General features: G+C 71.1%; 17 protein-coding genes and 1 pseudogene. 9 read left to right on the top strand and 9 right to left on the bottom strand.

Going from position 1 to position 16,452, the window contains the following annotated elements; translation table 11 throughout:
- Positions 1 to 213: 213 nt before the first annotated feature.
- From ACLZOT_RS08400 to ACLZOT_RS08385, 4 genes are all read left to right on the top strand, one after another.
- Positions 214 to 690: an SDR family NAD(P)-dependent oxidoreductase gene (locus tag ACLZOT_RS08400; RefSeq protein WP_416968125.1), complete on the top strand. Its 477-nt coding sequence runs from the start codon at positions 214 to 216 to the stop codon at positions 688 to 690.
- A gap of 534 nt (positions 691 to 1,224) precedes the next feature.
- A complete protein-coding gene (locus tag ACLZOT_RS08395; protein WP_416968124.1) occupies positions 1,225 to 2,667 on the top strand; it encodes an aldehyde dehydrogenase in 1,443 nt (480 codons plus the stop codon).
- A 274-nt stretch (positions 2,668 to 2,941) separates the two neighbouring features.
- Complete coding sequence (locus ACLZOT_RS08390; protein WP_416968123.1) at positions 2,942 to 4,105, top strand: hypothetical protein; 1,164 nt, start codon at positions 2,942 to 2,944, stop codon at positions 4,103 to 4,105.
- A 34-nt stretch (positions 4,106 to 4,139) separates the two neighbouring features.
- Positions 4,140 to 5,387 (top strand): ATP-grasp domain-containing protein, encoded by a 1,248-nt coding sequence (locus tag ACLZOT_RS08385; protein WP_416968122.1) that lies wholly within the window; start codon positions 4,140 to 4,142, stop codon positions 5,385 to 5,387.
- 69 nt (positions 5,388 to 5,456) lie between these two features.
- On the opposite strand, the gene ACLZOT_RS08380 is transcribed toward ACLZOT_RS08385, so the two are convergent.
- From ACLZOT_RS08380 to ACLZOT_RS08365, 4 genes are all read right to left on the bottom strand, one after another.
- Entirely contained in the window at positions 5,457 to 6,425 is a 969-nt protein-coding gene (locus ACLZOT_RS08380; RefSeq protein ID WP_416968121.1) for an alpha/beta fold hydrolase, read from the bottom strand.
- Between the two features lie 142 nt (positions 6,426 to 6,567).
- Positions 6,568 to 6,693, bottom strand: coding sequence for a hypothetical protein (locus ACLZOT_RS08375; RefSeq protein ID WP_416968120.1), 126 nt, complete (start codon positions 6,691 to 6,693; stop codon positions 6,568 to 6,570).
- Positions 6,694 to 6,933: 240 nt separating this feature from the next.
- Entirely contained in the window at positions 6,934 to 7,782 is an 849-nt protein-coding gene (locus ACLZOT_RS08370; protein ID WP_416968119.1) for an alpha/beta fold hydrolase, read from the bottom strand.
- 244 nt (positions 7,783 to 8,026) lie between these two features.
- Positions 8,027 to 8,653: a hypothetical protein gene (locus ACLZOT_RS08365; RefSeq protein ID WP_416968118.1), complete on the bottom strand. Its 627-nt coding sequence runs from the start codon at positions 8,651 to 8,653 to the stop codon at positions 8,027 to 8,029.
- A 134-nt stretch (positions 8,654 to 8,787) separates the two neighbouring features.
- Between ACLZOT_RS08365 and ACLZOT_RS08360 the strand changes: the two are divergent.
- Positions 8,788 to 8,901, top strand: a pseudogene (locus tag ACLZOT_RS08360) (IS5/IS1182 family transposase); the annotation flags it as partial.
- 64 nt (positions 8,902 to 8,965) lie between these two features.
- Here the strand turns inward: ACLZOT_RS08360 and ACLZOT_RS08355 are convergent.
- Positions 8,966 to 9,703 (bottom strand): phosphotransferase family protein, encoded by a 738-nt coding sequence (locus tag ACLZOT_RS08355; RefSeq protein ID WP_416968117.1) that lies wholly within the window; start codon positions 9,701 to 9,703, stop codon positions 8,966 to 8,968.
- Between the two features lie 331 nt (positions 9,704 to 10,034).
- Between ACLZOT_RS08355 and ACLZOT_RS08350 the strand changes: the two genes are divergently transcribed.
- The 3 genes from ACLZOT_RS08350 to ACLZOT_RS08340 all read left to right on the top strand — a co-directional run bounded on the left by ACLZOT_RS08350 (position 10,035) and on the right by ACLZOT_RS08340 (position 12,185).
- A complete protein-coding gene (locus ACLZOT_RS08350) occupies positions 10,035 to 10,640 on the top strand; it encodes a dihydrofolate reductase family protein (protein ID WP_416968116.1) in 606 nt (201 codons plus the stop codon).
- A gap of 416 nt (positions 10,641 to 11,056) precedes the next feature.
- Positions 11,057 to 11,638 (top strand): sugar O-acetyltransferase, encoded by a 582-nt coding sequence (locus ACLZOT_RS08345; RefSeq protein ID WP_416968115.1) that lies wholly within the window; start codon positions 11,057 to 11,059, stop codon positions 11,636 to 11,638.
- Between the two features lie 4 nt (positions 11,639 to 11,642).
- Positions 11,643 to 12,185 carry a TetR/AcrR family transcriptional regulator gene (locus ACLZOT_RS08340; protein WP_416968114.1) on the top strand — a complete coding sequence of 181 codons (543 nt, stop codon included), beginning with the start codon at positions 11,643 to 11,645 and terminating at the stop codon, positions 12,183 to 12,185.
- A gap of 127 nt (positions 12,186 to 12,312) precedes the next feature.
- Here ACLZOT_RS08340 and ACLZOT_RS08335 read toward each other — a convergent pair whose 3' ends face one another.
- From ACLZOT_RS08335 to ACLZOT_RS08320, 4 genes are all read right to left on the bottom strand, one after another.
- The gene (locus ACLZOT_RS08335; RefSeq protein WP_416968113.1) at positions 12,313 to 13,668 is read right to left on the bottom strand and encodes an MATE family efflux transporter; all 1,356 of its coding nucleotides are present in this window, start codon (positions 13,666 to 13,668) and stop codon (positions 12,313 to 12,315) included.
- The gene (locus ACLZOT_RS08330) at positions 13,665 to 14,651 is read right to left on the bottom strand and encodes a phosphotransferase family protein (protein ID WP_416968112.1); all 987 of its coding nucleotides are present in this window, start codon (positions 14,649 to 14,651) and stop codon (positions 13,665 to 13,667) included. Before ACLZOT_RS08330 ends, ACLZOT_RS08335 begins: the two co-directional genes overlap by 4 nt.
- 102 nt (positions 14,652 to 14,753) lie before the next feature.
- Entirely contained in the window at positions 14,754 to 15,293 is a 540-nt protein-coding gene (locus tag ACLZOT_RS08325; protein ID WP_416968111.1) for a GNAT family N-acetyltransferase, read from the bottom strand.
- 88 nt (positions 15,294 to 15,381) lie between these two features.
- Entirely contained in the window at positions 15,382 to 15,876 is a 495-nt protein-coding gene (locus tag ACLZOT_RS08320; protein WP_416968110.1) for a MarR family winged helix-turn-helix transcriptional regulator, read from the bottom strand.
- A 68-nt stretch (positions 15,877 to 15,944) separates the two neighbouring features.
- Between ACLZOT_RS08320 and ACLZOT_RS08315 the strand changes: the two genes are divergently transcribed.
- Entirely contained in the window at positions 15,945 to 16,427 is a 483-nt protein-coding gene (locus ACLZOT_RS08315; RefSeq protein ID WP_416968109.1) for an allene oxide cyclase barrel-like domain-containing protein, read from the top strand.
- Positions 16,428 to 16,452 lie beyond the last annotated feature (25 nt).

The raw sequence follows: 16,452 nt of genomic DNA, 5'->3' as shown, positions 1-16,452 counted from the left end.
TGGCCTGCATTCGCTGTGGCGGGGCGGGACGGCGTCCTGTGCTTGGCCGGAGATCTGGAGCTCGGCGTGCTGGGATCTGCCGGCCGATCGGGCGTCGTTCCGTTCGTCCGGGGTCTCGGACTTGTCGGTAGAGACCGATCGGTTTGCAATGATGGAAACTGATCGGTTTTCTGTGTGTGGGGCGAGATGGTGACAGGGCGGCCGACGGCACTCATGACGGATGTGTCCTGCGGCGTCGGGAAGGTGACCGCACTCGCGCTGGTCGCGGCGGGTTCCGGCGTGGTCCAGGAGGCGATCGAGCGGTTCGGGCGGATCGACGTCCTGGTCGATGATGCCGGCGTCGGCTCGCCGGGCGGCGTGGAGGAAACCCGTGTCGAGCAGGTCCGGGCCGTCTTCGACTGCAACGTCTTCGGGGTCAGGCGCTCGGTGACGGCTGTCCTGTCGCGCCTGCGGGCCCGCAAGTACGGATGCGTCATCAGCATCTCGTCAGTCCTCGGCTTCATGTCCCAGCCGTGCATGGCCGTCCACGCCGCCTCCAAGTGTGCGATCGAGGGCTACTCCGAGTCCCTCGACCGCGAGGTCCGCGAACACGGCATCCGCTCGATCCTCGTCGAACCCGCCTGCACCCGAACCGGATTCGAGGCCGGCAGCGCCAAGGCGGACACGCCCCTGCATGCCTACGCGCGGTAGCGGTGCGCGGCGGCGACCGACGCCAGGCCCGAGCCGGCACCGTCGGCCGCGTGAGCGCACCGCGCCGCCTGCTCCTCGCGCGGGCCTTCGCCAAGCAGGCCTGACCGGCTGACCCGCGAACGCACGCGTCCACGGCAGGGGCGTGACGTCCTCGCCCCGTCCGGATACTGACGAGTTCCTGCAATCCCGTGAACGTGTCCGGAGCCCGGGGTGTCAGGGCGTCGAGGCGTCGTCGAGCCGGTCCAGAAGGGGCTTCGACGGGACTGAACCGGTCAGCTTCCACTCGGTGCCGGGAGCGACCCTGTCGTGTGCCGGCCGAAGGTCCCCCGCCGCTGGATCGCGGTGAAGCCCCGGATCCCCGTGTCAGCAGCGTGTGATCGGGATGTCCCGTCCTCCGGCGAGGGGGCGGATAGGTCCGGCCGGTTTTCGCCTCCCCGACACGTCACCGGTTTGACCGGTGACGTGCATACCTGCCACGCTCCTTCTGCAGCCGTCACCGCACGGTGCTCGGCAGATGGAAGGAGAGGGAGACGCGTGAACGTCCACGACCGGCTCTTCATCGGAGGTTCTTGGGAGAAGCCGAGCGACCCGGCCCTCCTCGACCTCGTCTCGCCGCACGACCGCTCGATCGTCGGCCGCGCGGCCCAGGCGCGGCCGGCGGACATCGACCGCGCCCTGTCCGCCGCGCGGACCTCGTTCGACAAGGGAACCTGGCGCGACACCCCGCCCGCCCACCGGACAGCGCTCCTGCGCCGTTTCGACGCCCTGCGTGAGCGGGACGCGGAGGAGATCGCCCGGCTGATCACGCTGGAGAACGGCTCGCCGCTCTGGTTCACCCGCGCCGGACAGGCGAGCCTGACGCTCCAGGCGAACGCCTACCTGAAGGCCGCCGAGGACTTCGCCTGGGAGGAGGCAGTGACACCCTCCGATGCGAAATCACCGGTTCAAGGGGTGATCCTGCGTGTGCCGGTCGGCGTCGTCGCGGCCGTGATCCCGTGGAACTCGCCGTTCTCCTCGGCTACGTCGAAGCTCCTCCCGGCGCTCCTGGCCGGTAACTCCGTGGTCCTCAAGGTGTCCCCGGAGAACTCGCTGAGCATGAACTTCCTGGCCGGACTGCTGGAGCGCACGGGGCTGCCCGAGGGTGTCGTCAGTGTCCTGCCCGCCGACCGCGACACCAGCGAGTACCTGGTGTCGCACCCGGAGGTCGACAAGATCGCCTTCACCGGCTCGACCCGGGCCGGCCGCCGTATCGCCTCGATCGCGGGGGAGCGGCTCAAGCGGGTCAGCCTGGAACTCGGCGGCAAGTCCGCCGCCGTCGTTCTGCCGGACGCCGACCTCGGCGAGACCGTCGCGGGACTGAAGTCCGCCGCCCTCCTCAACAACGGCGAGTCGTGCGTCGCCCAGACCAGGATCCTCGCACCGCGCGAGCGGTACGAGGAGGTCGTCACCGCGCTCAAGGAACTGGTCGAGTCGCTGACGGTGGGCGACCCGAACGACCCCGGTACCTACCTCGGCCCTCTGGTCAGTCCCGGCCAGCAACAGCGCGTGCGCACCTATATCCGCCTCGGCATCGAGGAGGGCGCCCGCCTGGTCACTGGCGGACCGCAGATCCCCGAGGGCCTGGAGCACGGCAACTACGTCACCCCCACCCTCTTCGCCGACGTCGACAACACGATGCGCGTCGCCCGGGAGGAGATCTTCGGCCCGGTCCTCGTCGTCATCCCTTACGACGACGAGGACGACGCCGTACGGATCGCGAACGACTCCCCGTACGGCCTGTCCGGCGGCGTGTGGTCGCGCGACGCGGACCATGCCCGGGCGGTCGCCCGCCGGCTGCGCACCGGAACCGTCACGGTCAACGGCGCCCCCTTCACCTTCGACGGCCCGTTCGGGGGCTTCAAGGACAGCGGGATCGGCCGCGAGTTCGGCCCGGCGGGCCTCGGCACCTACACCGAGTTCCAGACCATCACCCACTGAAAGCCACCGTCCGGGCCGGCGAGGCCAGGCCCGACGCACCGTGCGCCCCCCCACCCCTGACCGGAAGGTATGAGACCGTGCGAACCACCCAGTCCGTCGCCCCAGGCCGCTCACCCCTCCCCGGGCAACAGCCGGCGCGGGACCTGATCCTGCGCTCTCCCGCACGAGAACGCGCGGCCGGACCGGAGAACCCCAGGCCGAGAACAGGCGTGACGGCGTACGGCGTGCAGACGCTCCCGGCGACCCGGCGGCCCGCCCGCGCCGGAGGCCGGCCGTGAAGAAGACGGACCTGTTCTCCCGTACGGAGTACCCGCGTCACACCCCGGCGCGCACCAGGACGTCCCCGTCGCGCTCCCCGCTCGCGCCCTACGTGCTCGGCCACCTGCCCGCCGACCTGACCGCCGTCGCCCACGGCCGCGGGACCTACGGAGAGCTCGCGGCGAAGCAGTGCCGCATCCTGCGCGAACTCGACGACGGCATACCGCAGGTCACCGACGCCGACTCCGCCGCCCTGCTCCAGCTCGACCTGCTGTTCATGCTGAACGGCTACCTCCCGGCCGGCCCGTCGGCGTTCCCGCGCCCCCTGCTGGACGCCGTCGCCGCGCAGCGCGCCCGGTTCCCCATGCTGGACCTGTACCTGAGCTACGAGACGCTCATCGACGTCAACTGCGCCGAGTGGGACCGCACCGGAGACATCAGGGTCTTCTCCGAAAGCCGCCTCGGGCTCCTGGAACGCGACTTCTACCTCGGCCACCACCTCGCGGAGCCACCCGCCAGGATCGCCTTCGACCTGCTGCGCGCGCTGGTCCTGGAGCCCGACGCTGTGGGCACGGCCGCCTTCCTCGAAGGAGCGCTCCACAGCCTGGACGACTTCCGGTCCCATATGGCCCAGTACGGCAGGCTGCCCACCGAGGCGTTCCACGCGTTCCGCCCATACCACATGAGCTACCCGGGCGGCCCGCGCGGTGCGAGCGGCGCGTTCATGCCGAGCGTGCACCTGCTGGAACTGGTCCTGCTGCCGCCCACCCCGCAGTACGGCGTCTACCTCGACGAGTCCCTGCCCTACTTCCCGACCTGGGCCAGACCCCTCGTCACCGAGTGGCGCACGCTGTCGGGGCAGGGCGACAACGTCATGGACGCCGTGCTCGACGGCCGGCTCAAGCTCGACGACCGCGCCGCCACCACGCTGCTGCGGGTGATCGACACGTTCACCGACTTCCGCATGGCGCACCTCGGCATCACCAGGAAGGCGCTGCCGGAGGCGTTCGCCGCCGACGCCAGGCCGACCCGCAAGGCCATCGCCGCCCAGGCCGGCGAACGCGACGTCCTCGGCCGGGGCGCCCCGGGCACCTCCGGCTTCACCGTGCAGGGCGTCCTCACGAACGCCGTGTACCGGCTGCTCGCGGCCCGCCGCAGCCTCACCGAGTTCCTCGACTGACACCGAGGCAGAGACACCGAAGGAAAGCACCCCCATGCCCGCATTCCAGGTCGCCGTAGTGGACGCCTTCGGCACCTCGCACCGCTACGTGGACGCCTTCGCCGCGGCCGGCGGCGAGGTCGTCCACGTCCGCAGCACCCCCGGTCTCCTGCCCGGCGTCGCGCCCGTCGCCCCGGCCCGCTTCAGCCACACCCTCCACCACGAGGGAGACCTCGACGCCCTGACCCGGAGACTGGCGGCTCTGAACCCGCGCGCCGTCCTGCCCGGCCGCGAGTCCGGCGTGGAACTCGCCGACGCCCTGTCGGAGCGGCTGGGCCTGCCGACCAACGGGACGGCGCTCAGCGCGGGCCGCCGCGACAAGTACGTACAGATCGAACTCCTCAGAGCGGCGGGCGTCCCTGCGATGCGCCAGCTGCGCACCGGCGACGCGGACCGGCTGCGCACCTGGCACACCGACCTCGGCCGGACCGCCGTGGTCAAACCCCTGCGCGGCGCCCTCGGGCACGGGGTGACGTTCTGCGACACCCCCGACGACTCGGCCGCCGCCCTCACGGCCCTCATGAACACCGTTTCCGCCCTGGGCGAGCCGGTCACCGAGGCCGTCGCCCAGGAGTACCTGACCGGCGCCGAGTACGTCGTCAACACCGTGAGCTGCGCCGGTGTCCACACCGTCACCGACGTCTGGAGCACCGACCGCGTCACCGCCAACGGCGTCCGTGACCTCGCCGTCGCCCAGATCCTGCTGCGCAGCGACGACCAGCACGTCGGCGCCCTCGTCCCGTACGCCCACCGGGTCCTCGACGCCCTCGGCATCCGCTACGGCCCCGCCCACCTGGAGATCAAGCTCACCCCCACCGGCCCGCGCCTGGTGGAGGCCGGTGCCCGTCCGTCCGGCCTGCCCTACCATGTCGCGGACGCCATCGGCGAGGGCCAACTGGAGCGGTCCGTCGACGCGTACATCCACCCGGACCGCTTCCACTCCCGCGCCGGCACGCCGTACGTCCGCAGAACCGCCGCGGCGTGGGCGGCCCTCGTCTCCCCGGCCGCCGGGCGCCTCGTCGCCTACCGCGCCCTCGACGAGGTCCGCGCGCTGGAGAGCTTGCGCGAACTGACCGTGCTGGTCCGGCCGGGGCAGGACATCGTCGCCACCACCTGGGACCTCGCCTATCCCGTCGTCCTGAGCCTGCGTCACCCGGTCGAGGCGGTACTCAGACGGGACCTGAACACGCTGCGGTACCTCGACGGAGCGGGCATGTACGAGATCGCCCCGCAGGGTTCCTGACCACGTGTGCCCCTGTCACGGGGCTTTTCCGACGGCCCGAGCGGGCAGAGACCGGGGCGTCCCCCGGTGTCAGGACGTCACCACCGCCAGCCACCCGGTCAACAGGCGGTTGACCTCCTCGGGGCGTTCCTGCTGGATCCAGTGGCCGCAGCCGTCGAGGACGTGCGACGCGTGAAGGGCGGGCAGCGTCGTGGGGAACGCCTCGATCGCGTCGGTGAGCCAGGTGGTGGAGGCGTCCAGGGAGCCGCCGAGGAAGAGGGACGGCTGAGGGAGGGGTGCGCCGGCGTACGGGGCGAGGTCTGCCCAGTCGCGGTCCATGTTGCGGTAGCGGGACAGGGCGCCGGTCATGCCGGTGCGCTCGAACTCCCCTGCGTACACGTCGAGTTCGCGCTCGGTCAGCCAGGACGGCAGGCTGCCCGCAGGGAAGCGGTCCCGCATCCGGCCGCCGGGGCGGACGAACAGGGGGCTCAGGGCGGAGGGCCCGGCGTCGCCGGACAGTGCCGCGTACAGGCCCGCGAGCCAGCCCCGTACGTCGGGCTCGATCTCCGCCTCCGCGCGGCCGGGCCGCTGGAAGTAGGAGACGTACAGCTCCTCCTCCCCGCCCATCCCCGCGAACACCTCGGACGGCTTCGGCCCGCCGTGCGGCGTGTACGGCACGCTCAGCAGGGCGACGGCGCGGTACACGTCGGGCCGCACCAGCGCGGAGTCGGCCGCGATCGTCGCGCCCCAGTCGTGGCCGACGACGATCGCGTCGCGTTCGCCGAGGGCGTGCACGACAGCGACGTTGTCCTCGATCAGGTCGAGCATCCGGTACGCGTCCACCGCGCCGGGCCGCGAGGAACGGCCGTAGCCCCGGACGTCGACCGCCACCGCGCGGTAGCCGGCGGCGGCCAGCGCGGGGAGCTGACGGCGCCACGAGTACCAGGACTCCGGGAACCCGTGCACGAGCAGGACCAGAGGCCCGCTGCCCTGCTCCACCAGGTGGATCCGGCCGGCGGGGGAGGGCACCAGACGGTGCGTGGCGGACGTCGGTGACATGGCGGCTCCGTAGGTCGTCGGGCGGGGCACCACCGGCAATCCTTCAGCGGAGGCCCCGCCGCGCGCGAGCGTTGTTGCCGGTCCGGCAAAACGTCCCCGGCGGGTTTGAACGCCCGTTGTCCAACGGTGAGTCGAGGCCGAGTCATGCGAGGGAGGGGAGCGCCATCTGCTCGAAGGCGGTGACGGGGACATCCGCTCCGGGGAAGGAGCCGTTCGCGGTGAGGGGGCAGGTGAAGGCGGGGACGCAGAGGCCGGCGTAGGGGCCCATGACCGTGCTTCGGCAGCAACCCCGCCGGGATGCGCATGGCGGGGACTGGATCCTCAACGGCGGCATCGCGCGCGGGCCGCCCTCTTGCCTGAACGAGGTCCTCTTCGGCGCGGTCGGTGCCGGCCGTGACTCCCTCCAGGCGGCCATCGTGTACGCCGACACCCGCGTCCGGCTCTCCGTACGAGGAGTACGAGGAACCCTCGCACTCCCCGCCGCCCCTTCTGCCGCGGCCTTTGCCGGTCAGCCCAGCTTCGTGACGATGTCGGCCACCTGCTCCGGCATCGACAGGAACGGCGAATGCGAGGAGTCCAGCGCCACCACGGAGGTCGGGTTGTCCGGGAAGGCGATGTCCGCGTCGAGGACGAACTTCTGCTGGAGGGCCGGGCGGACGATCATGTCCTGGGCGCAGGTGACGTACGTGCGGGGCACCGAGCCCCAGCCCTCGTGGGTCAGCGTGGTCGACTGGAGCGCGATGCCGACCGGGGCGTCCGGACTCATCAGCGCCAGTGCCGCGTCGGCGACGGCCGGGTCGACGTCGTTGAAGAACGCGTCCCGCAGCCGCTGCCGGTAGGCGGGATCGTCCGAGGCCAGGTCGAGCCGCAGGGCACCGGTCACGGCGGGATCGGCCCGGACGGCCGGGGCAACCATGTCGCCCTCGTTCTCGGGGAGTTGCGCGCAGGCGAGAGCCGGTACGTCCGAGGCGGGCATGAACGCGGTGAGGTACACGGCGTGCGCCACCAGGTCGGGCACCTGCTGGGCCGCCCGCGTCAGCACGGTCCCGCCCATGCTGTGCGCCACCACCGTCACGGGGGCGCCGCGTCCGAGTTCCTTGATCTGCGCGACGAGCAACTCTCCCGCCTCGTCGAGGTCCACCCCCGCGACCGGCGAGACCTCGGTCGCCACCGCCCCCACGTCGTACGGGCGTCTGCTGAGACACTCCGGACGCCCGGCCCGCAGCCCGTGCCCCGCCATGTCCACCGCCACCGCCACACGCCCCGCCGCCGCGACACGGGCGACGACATCGGTCCAGCACCAGGACCCGTGCCAGTAACCGTGCAGGAAGAGCAACGGAGTCGAACCTGTGGCCATGACGGCTCCTCTGGTCACCTCGACGGCACTGTGCGCGTCGTGGGGAAGTGGGGAGGATTCGATCGGAAACCCGGGGCCCCGCGCCAGTCGATTTCCGTCCGAGGGAAGGGACGGCGGAAGGCCGACGCTGATGTCGCGGCGGGCGAACGGGAAGGCGCCGGACACTCTGCTCTTCACGGGGGCTTTGTTCATGAGAAGTGACAACGCCTCCCGGCGTCGCCGTTCAGGGGACTGACGGCGGTCGTCACGCGTTCCGTTCTCCCGGTGTGAACGGGCCGGTCACCGGGGCTACGCACTTGTCGACGACGGTCTGCTCGCCGGCCGCCGAACCGTCCAGGCAGAGCCTGCCGCCTTGGTCGCGCAGGTCGAGGAAGAACCGCGTGGTCGTACCGGACTGCCGGAGATCGTGGATGCGCTCGTCGATGTAGCCGAGATCGTTGAGGATCGCCCTGACCTTGGTGGGGGTGGGTTCCGCCAGATTCCAGAGTGCTTCCGCGATGCGCTGTTCATGCAGATTCCCCGCGCACCAGTCGCGCGCGTTGAGCTCCACCTCCGGTCCCGCCGTAGGAGCGATCGGTTCGATCGCGTCGCTCGGTGGTGCCTCCCCGGCGGGCAACGTCTCTGCCGGACCGCTCGGCGGAGCCTCCGGCGCAGCGCTCGGGGGACACTGCTGTGCGACCTTGCCGAGCATCTCGGTGAAGGCCGTCGCGGGCCGGGCCCCGGCGACGCCGGCGGCACTGCTGTGCGGTCGGCCGGCGCTGGTCTGCTCGGTGCCGCAGGCGGTGAGTGCCAGTGCGGCGAGTGCTGCCGTCGCAAGCATGAGGTGCGGCGAGCGGGTGGCTGTGCCGGCCGAGGCGGAGGTTCGTCTCATGCGCCAAGTCTTCGAGCCGGCCACACCTTTGCCTTGAGTACGCGTACTCAAGTGAGTAGGGCCGCGCGCTCAAACCGTGCTGTGGAACTGGCCTTCGCCGCCGCGTACGCAGAACCGTACCGCCCTCTGGGACCGGTCCGTCCCCGGTGGACCGGGGCAGGCCGACAGCAAGCACCGGCGGCGACCGCGATGACGTCACCCAATTGATCCCGCTTGTCCGGGCAGCCCCGCCGATCCGCGGGAAGCGCGTATCCGCTGGGAGATCCGCGACGACATCCACCACGCGTTCGTAGTAGTCAGGTCCGCGCGGCCTCACATGCGGGATCTCAGCACGTCGACCTCGCAGCCTGGCGCGAAGGGATCGAGGCCCTGCTCGATCAGGGAGCGAACTATCAGCAGGCTTCGCAATGACCACCACGCGTGGATCACGTCGAGGTCGATGTCGGTGCCGTAGCCGGCGATGACGTCGTCGAGGTGCTCCTCGTGTCCGAGCGTGAAGGTGGCGAGGTCGAACAGGGCATCACCCTGGGCGGCCTCGGACCAGTCGATGATGCCCGTGACCTCGTCGCCGTCGACGAAGACGTGAGCGATCTGGAGGTCGCCGTGCGTGAACACCGGCGTCCACGGCCGGAGCGCGGCCTCGGCGACCTCGCGGTTGCGGGTGACCAGGTCCGCGGGCAGGACGCCGTTCGTCACGAGCCACTCGCACTCGCCGTCGAGATCCGCCACCAGAGCGGCGATGCTCCGGCCGGGCCGGGGCGGCAGCGGCGCGTCGTGCAGCTTCCGGATGGCGGCGCCCGCCGCTGCCCACGCCGCCGGCGACCCGGTCGACGGTCCGCCGAGGCGCCCGAGCGTCGTCCCTGGGAGTGCGGCGGTCGCGAGCACGGGCGGCTTGTGCCACAGGACCTCCGGGGTCGGGACCGGCGCGAGGGACATCGCCTCGATCTCGACGTCGATGCGCGTCTGATCGGTGTCCACCTTCAGGAACACATCGCCGACACGCAGCGTCGCGCGCTGGGAATGGGCGACGACGACTTTGACCTCATCCATGGGCGACCAGTATCCCGGGGGTGATCGCCGACGTCGCCGGGTTTCTCACGTGCGATGACGCGACTGACCGCGTTGCGAGGACATCTGCTGCAAGCCGGTCTCCACCGACCGACCCAAGGCGATTGCTGGCCAGGTCACTGCCGGGCCCGCGAGGAACAGCGGTGCGCACACGCTGTGCGACAGCACCAGTTTCTGGCGGTCGGATTCAGCCGTCACGTTGGTGAAAGAGGATGCGGTCGAAATGGATTCTCTGGTTGCTGCACGGCGCGGCCGATGAGTTTGTGGCTCCCGGCCGGTCCAAGCTCGTGACACCTAGGGAAAGGACCCCGTCATGTCGGAGCTTCTCGTCGACTTCATCACCTCCCTCGACGGCTACGCGTCGGGAGAGGGCTGGCCCGGGTTCTGGGGCCTTGAGGGGCCGGAGTACCTCGCGTGGCTCGGCGAGCAGCCCGAGGTCACCTATCTGATGGGGGCGAACACCTACCGCCTGATGTCGGGCTTCGCCGCAGGCGAAGTCCCCAGCGGCCAGGACGACTTCAGGCCCGAGGAGGAGGCGTCCGTCGACGAACTCACGCAAGCCTCCAAGGTCGTGTTCTCCTCCTCGCTCGCGGAGCCGCTGACGTGGGCCAACTGCACACTCGTCCGCGACGACGCCGTCGAGACGGTCCGCGCCATGAAGGCGAACGGCTCGGGGCTCCTCAGCACGATCGGCAGCGTCAGCCTGTGCCGCTCCCTCCTGAGCGCCGGACTCGTCGACCGCTTCCGGGTCGTGATGTTCCCGGTGATCACCGGGGCCACGGGCGAGGAACGCATCTACGACGGCTATCCGGACGTCGCCCTCGACATGACCGAGCACCGCACCTTCGACGGCCGCATCCAACTGGTCGAGTACAAGCCCCGCGTCCTCGAACACCCACCGCTCGCCGTCCCTGAGTGACGCCGCCCCGTCCGCCGGTCCGGACGCCCGCCAGGCCGGCGCCGACGGGTACGGCCTGAGAGCGGGGGACAGCCAACGTCAGAACGCGCGGTCCCTGCAAAGGAAGGCATGGCCCAAGGCAACAGCAGGACTGGAACCCGCCTTCTGGTGTAGGAGTTGATATGCCAGTTGTCTGTTGGCAAGGCGACCGGACCGCCGCGTCGGAGGACCTGCTTGGCGCGCTGGACGAAGAAGGTGCTTCCCGCGGACGCGGGGGTAAACCGACGGGCTCGTGCGCCGGGAGGTCTATGCCGAGGTACTTTCCGCGTTCGCGGAGGTGAACCGTGAGTGCGGCATCAAACCATGTCTGTCCATCCGTTAGCGCGTACTGCTTCTAGCCGAGGGACACGCGCCTCCCGGAGTGTACGATCGTACGCATGCCCACCGACCACTTCGCAGGCGACCCCCGCTCCAATCTGGAGCGCATGCGCGCGGGCGATCTCTACATCGCCGACGATCCCGAGTTCGCCGACCGGCAGCACCGGGCGATGCGGCTGGCCGCGCGTTATCAGGCAGTCTGTCTGGAGGCGCCGGAGAAGGCTCGGCCGGTGCTGGAGGAGTTGCTCGGCTTCGTGGGGGAGGGGGCCGAGGTGCGTCCGCCGTTGTTCGTCGACTACGGCGTCAATATCAGCATCGGCGCCCGGACCTTCGTGAACTACAACCTCACCGCGCTGGACGTCGCGGCGATCAGCATCGGTGAGGACTGTCAGATCGGTCCGAACATCCAGTTGCTGACGCCGACTCATCCCGTGGAGCCCGAGCCCCGGCGCGACAAGCTGGAGGCCGCGCGCCCGATCATCATCGGGGACAACGTCTGGCTCGGCGGCGGTGTCATCGTCTGTCCTGGTGTGAGTATCGGGGACGACAGTGTCGTCGGCGCCGGGTCGGTCGTCACGAGGAACATCCCCGCCGGTGTCGTCGCCGTGGGCTCGCCCGCCCGGCCCGTCCGCGACGTCTGAGTCGATGGCGACCGGATACGCAGACCCCCGGCGGCGCGAGCACATCCTCGCCGCCACGCTCGATCACATCGCCGCCGAGGGGGTCGCGGGCGTCTCGCACCGGAAGATCGCCGCGCGTGCGGGTGTGCCGCTCGGCTCGATGACGTACCACTTCACCGGTATCGACGACCTGCTCCGGGAGGCGTTCACACGGTTCGCGGACCATATCGTCGAGGTGTTCGACGAGTATCTGGGCGGCGCGGCCGACACCGAACAGGCCCGGCAGGCCGTCATCGACCTCGTCCACACGATCTCCGACGGCCCGCAGCGCGACCTCGTCCTCACCCAGGAGCTGTACACGCTCGCCGCCCGCCGCCCCGAGTACCGCGAGCTGACCCGTACGTGGATGGCCCGCAGCCGCGACCTCCTGGAACGGCACTTCGACCCCGACACCGCCCGCCAGCTCGACGCGCTCATCGAGGGCCTCACCCTCCACCGCGCCCTCGACACCGCTCCGCACGACCGCGCCCTGACGACCGAGGCGGTCCGGCGCATCACCGCCGCCTGAACGCGGCCACCGAACAGCCTGCGGGGGCACGAACCTGACAAGGTGCCCTCGCAGGCCCGTACGGCGTCACCTGACCCGTCTGCCTGCCGACCGCCTCCCCACAAGGCCGCCCGCCGACCCGCCCGCCTCACACCCCCGAAGCATCCCGGCGCAACCGCCGCAGCAGCAGGAGCGCGACCCCCGCGGTCGCCAACTCACCAGCTGTCAGCGCCCACCACACCCCGCCCGTGCCCAGCCGCCCCAGAACCGCGACCAACGGGACCTTGATGAGCAGCAGAGCCCCGATGGAGATCAGGTACGCGGGAGCAGGCCGTCCCAGCGACTGCGCGTACGCCGCCGTCAGCGGACCGATCCCGGCGACGGCCAGACCCAGTGAGAGGACACGCAGCGCCTGACCGGCGGAGGTGACGGTCGCGGCGTCGTTGAGGAAGAGCCCGGCCACCGGCTCGGCCAGCAGCGCGAGCGTCGCCGCGGTGAGCACCCCGTACACCAGCGACCCGCGCAACGCGAGGTCCCGCGCCTTCAGCGCACGGTCGCCCAGCCCCCGTCCGGCGTTGTAGCCGACGATCGGCTGAAGCCCCTGGCTGATCCCGGTGTGCGGCATCATCGCGAACGTCTGGAGGCGGGCGCAGACGGCGTACGCGGCCAGCGCGGTGGCCGAACCGGCGGTCGCGAGCGTGGAGTTGACGAGGACCGCCAGGAGCGTGACCCCCGTCCCGGCCAGGAACGAGGGCAGGCCGACGCCCAGGAGCGCCCGCAGCGTCGGGCCGTGCGGCAGCAGGTCCGGGAGGGCGATGCGGTAGGGCCGGTCGCGCCGGCCGAAGAAGAACCACAGGCTCATCGCCGTGGAGACGGCCTGCCCGCCGACGGTACCGAGCGCGGCACCCCGTACGCCCATGTCGAACCCGAAGATCAGCAGTGGGTCCAGGGTGATCTGGACGGCGACGGCCACGAGCCACAGCAGCGTCGAGTAGCCCACCCTGCCCTCGGCGCGCACCAGGCTGGAGAAGCCGGTGGAGACCAGCGCACCGCACAGGAGCACCACGGCGTAGGGGCGGGCGCTGTCCCGCAGTTCGCCCTGCGCGCCGAGCAGGGAGAGCAGCGGGTCCAGGAAGGCCAGGCCGAGGACGGTCGTGGCGGCAGCCGTGGCCCAGAACAGAACGAAGGAGTTGCCCGCGGCCCGCGCGGCCGACCGCCGGTCCCCCGCCCCGAGCGCGCGGGAGACCAGGGACGCGCCGCCCGCGCCGACGGTCGTGGACACCGCGCCGAGCAGCAGCATCAGCGGGGCGACCAGGTTGACCGCCGCCATCGCGCTGTCGCCCACGCCGTGGCCGACGAACCAGGCGTTGGTCAGCGCGTAGACGCCGTACACGCCGACCGCCGCCGTGGTCTGGGCGCAGGCGTGCCACAGCAGCCGGCCGACCGGCTCGGTGGCGAGCCGGGTCGTGTGGTCGGACGCGGTGGCGGTGGGCGCCGCGGTCACCGGCGGGTGCGGCCAAGGAGTGCCATGGCCTCGTCGAGGCGGGGGCGGGCCCAGTCGTACTGTGCGGTGTCGGTGTGGCCCCGGTACACGGTCTCGATGACCATGATCAGCATCAGGTGGAGGCAGTACAGGCGACGGCGGACCCGCTCGGTCTCCGTCAGCTCGGGGTGGCCGTAGCCGCGCATGAAGGGGGTCGCGTCGCCGAACGCGGGAAGCTGCGTACCGGTGAAGCCGGCCTCGATCAACGGGTCGCCCCAGAAGGCGCGTTCGTGGTCGATGACGCAGGCGATCTTGCCGTCGCGGACCATGACGTTACTGTCCCACAGGTCCCACTCGACCAGCCGCGGTTCGGTGACCTCGTCGAGGCTGCCGGCGTGCTCGGCGAGGACCTCGCGGACGGTGTCGTAGTCCCAGCCGATGTCGACGCGGCGGCGTTCGCCGTCGGTCAGGACGTCCTCGACGATGCCCGTGAACACCCGCCGCCAGCTCGGGTCACCCGGCCCGGCCAGCGGCCCGAAGGCGTCGCCGCGCAGGGAGTTGATCTCCCGGTTCGCCGCGCCGACCTGCTCCAGGTACGCGTCGCGTTCGGCGGCGGGCAGTTGGTCCTTGACGATGCCGAGGTTGTCGGCGTCGACGTACGGCATGAAGAAGTAGTCCGCGTCGCACAGTTCGTGGCTGCGGTCGGCGAAGTCGACGACGGGCACCGGCACCGAGGTGCGCGAGCGCAGGAGGTCCAGCGTCGTCAGCTCGATCGCCATGGCGCCGCGCTCGTACGTCATCACCTCCACCTGCGGCGGCGGGGCGATCTTCAGGACGACCTCGGCGCCGTCGCGCAGGCGGATGCGGTAGGCCACGTTGAACCAGCCGTGCCCCAGCTCGCTTACCCACCCGTCCGCGGCCGGCACCTGCCCGGGCCCGTAGGCGCGCTCGACCATGGCGCGCAGAACGTCCAGGGACTGCCTGTTCTTTGTGATGCTCTCCACGCCCTGTCCTTCCCGGGGTGACGCGAACGACTCGAATACCTAAGCCTGTTCGGAAATCTCCAGGAGGAGTGTACGTTCGTACATGCCGGGGGTCGAGAGTGGTCAGGGGCGTTCCGGGCGGCAGTTCGCCACCGCCCCGTCGGCGGGATGCGGGCCCCACGCGATCTCGAAGTACCGGACGTGCTCGTCCTGCCCCACCGACCGCATGCCGGCCGCCGTCATCACATGGTGGGACGCGACGTTGTCGTGGTCCGCGTCGCCTCTCACGCGGGTGGCACCCTGCGCCCGCGCGAACAGCAGCAGCGCGCGGAGGGCCTCCGAGGCGTACCCCTGGCCGTGCGCCGCCGGGACGAGGCCGTAGCCGATCGTGACACCGCCGTCCGCGTCCACGGGCCCATGGAACCCCAGGCCGCCGATCGCCCGACCGTCCTTCCGGCGACGGATCTCGAAGATGCCGAACGGCCGGGGATCCCCGGCCGCCGCACAGACGCCGAGGAAACGCCGGGCGGCGAACACGTCCCCGTCGGTGGGGTATTCGGACGCCCACCGCACATTGCCGCTCGGCTCGCCCGTCACCAGGTGCTCGGCCTCGGAGACGGTCAAGGGATGAAGCAGGAGGCGCGCTGTCGCAAGATCGTCCATGGTCGGGAGGATGCCACGCGGGGTGGTGGGGGAGCACGGGGATTGTCCGCCTGGGAGGGGCGCATCCTCTGGGGTATCGGCCGCGGCGTCAGTCGTTCGCGTCCCGCAGTGTCCGCAGCACGCGTTCCAGATGCCCCCGGTCCTCGGCCGAGAGCGGCGCCGTGACATGGGTGCGCAGGTGTGCGACATGGACGGTCATCGCGTGGTCCAGTGCCAGTCGGCCGGTGTCGGTGAGGACGGCGTAGGCGGCTCGCCGGTCCGCGGGGTCGGGTTCGCGGCGGATCAGGCCCTCGGCCTCGATGCGGTCGGCGAGGCGGGTGAAGCCGCCCGAGCTGAAGGAGACGGCCTGCGCCAGGTCTGTCATGCGGAGGCGGTGGCCGGGGGTGCGGCCCAGGCGGAGGAGTACCTCGAACCAGGTGTCGGGGACGCCCAGGTCGCGGTGCACCAGGGGTTTGAGGCGGGTGAACGCCTCTACGAACAGGCCGTAGAGCGTCACGTCGTCGGCGTTGAGCAGTTCCTCGTCCACCTGGACAGGGTGACAGATGTCGGCGTCCGGAAGAAGCTGCCGTTGCAATATCTGCATCGGCAGAGATAGTGTCTGTGTCAGCAGATACTTATCCGGTTCAGCCCCCCCACGGACGGAGCCCGCTCATGCGCAGCCGCATCCTCCCCGCCCTCGGCCTGGCCGGCGTCCTCGCCGTCGGCCTCTCCCTGGGATCCGCCTCGGCGGACGCCGCCCCCGCGCCCCGTACGACCACCATCGAGGTCGTCGAGAAGGGCACCGCGATCAACCTGGTCGACGTCGCCCCCGCCGACTCCGCCCTCGGAGACCAGCTCATCGGCACCGGCGACCTCATCGGCCGCGACGGCCGCAAGGTCGGCACCAGCAGCTTCGTCGGCGTCTCCACCGACGCCAGGCCGCGCACCGCCGAACTCCTCACCTTCGTCTACGAGTTGCCCGGCGGGAAGATCACCACCTCCGGCACCGCCCGGCTCTCCGCCACTGGCCCCGTCTTCGACGAGACCTTCGCCGTCACCGGCGGCACCGGCACCTACAAGAACGCCTCAGGCGAGGTGCGCGTCGTGCAGGAGACCGTGGAGCGGGCGAAGGTCACCTTCCGGATCCAGCGCTGACAACACCCCGCACACCTACGGAGTC

This window comes from Streptomyces sp. 4F14 (assembly GCF_048159485.1).
GTDB lineage: Bacteria > Actinomycetota > Actinomycetes > Streptomycetales > Streptomycetaceae > Streptomyces.
The sequence above is the reverse complement of the archived record's forward strand: the minus strand, read 5'-3'. Positions and strand labels throughout refer to the sequence as shown.